The organism is Thiolapillus sp., from assembly GCF_048562965.1.
In the GTDB taxonomy this organism is placed as follows: Bacteria; Pseudomonadota; Gammaproteobacteria; order Chromatiales; family Chromatiaceae; genus Thiolapillus; species Thiolapillus brandeum_A.
Map to the genome: position 1 here is coordinate 1 of NZ_JBHNMF010000969.1, position 1,063 is coordinate 1,063.

At 61.5% G+C, this 1,063-nt stretch carries 1 protein-coding gene; it reads left to right on the plus strand.

Annotation, left to right across the window (positions count from 1 at the left end; translation table 11 throughout):
* The coding region (locus tag ACOCD2_RS21555) for a cobaltochelatase CobT-related protein (protein ID WP_293646624.1) at positions 1 to 960 on the plus strand (960 nt) is incomplete at its 5' end.
* Positions 961 to 1,063 lie beyond the last annotated feature (103 nt).

Below are 1,063 nucleotides of genomic sequence, written 5' to 3' on the forward strand. Positions count from 1 at the left end.
GATGATTCCGAACCGGATGATGCTGACGCCGGCAACGGTGGCGACCCAAAAGGGGCAGGCCAATTGGCCATTGACCCTTCCGCTGAAGGGCCGGTCGATGACGACCTCGGCCAGGCATTGGAAGCGCTGCTCAATGAGCACGCCGAAAATGATGGCGAGGACACGACCGGCTGGTCCGGGGAAATGGCCGAGGTGGTGGAGCACCCGCGGGTGCTTACCAACAATCCGTTCGATCCTGAACGGGTCGTCCACGAGACCGCGGCAGTACAGCGGACCCTGGCCCAGGTCTTCCAGGCCCAGAAGCGGGTCGAAGTGGCGCACAGCAGCAGAGGGCGCCGCATCAACCCCCGCCGGCTCAGCCGGGTGGCCATGGGCAAGGCCGACATCTTCCGTCATAAGCATCGCCAGGAGGCGATCAACACGGCGGTCGAGGTGCTGGTCGATGCCTCAGAATCCATGATGTGGGGTGATGACCTGCTCACCCCGGCAAAGGAGTCAGCACTGGCGCTGGCGCAGGCCATCGAAAACCTGCCGGGTTGCAGCTGCGGCGTATTGATGTTCCCGTCCTGGACGGACAACGGCGAGATCGCCGTGTTGGGGGTAAAAGCGCCGGAAGAGCGCGTATCGGCCACGCTGCAGCAGGGGCGCTGGGAGTTTGGCGCCTACGGCGGTACCCCCTTGGCCCAAAGCCTGTGGCCCTGTGCGATCCGACTAGCCACGCGGCTGGAAGAGCGCAAGGTGCTCATTGTCCTCACGGACGGTGACCCCAACGACTCGGTGGCGGCCATGGAGATGCTGGAGCGTATTCGTGCCTCCGGCATCGAAACGGTGGGCATCGGGATTCAAACCATGGCCGTAGAAAGCCTGTTTCCCGAGCACCGGGTGATCAATGACGTCGCCGAACTTGGTGAAGCCTTGTTTGATCTCATGATCAACAAGCTGCACCTGAAAACGGCGTAATCCCATTACCGGGACGCACCCCCCATTCGGGGGTGTTTCCCGGTTTCTTTTTCTATTCTTTCCAGAGTTGAAATTCGGTTGGTCATGGTCTAGAATGAGCCAT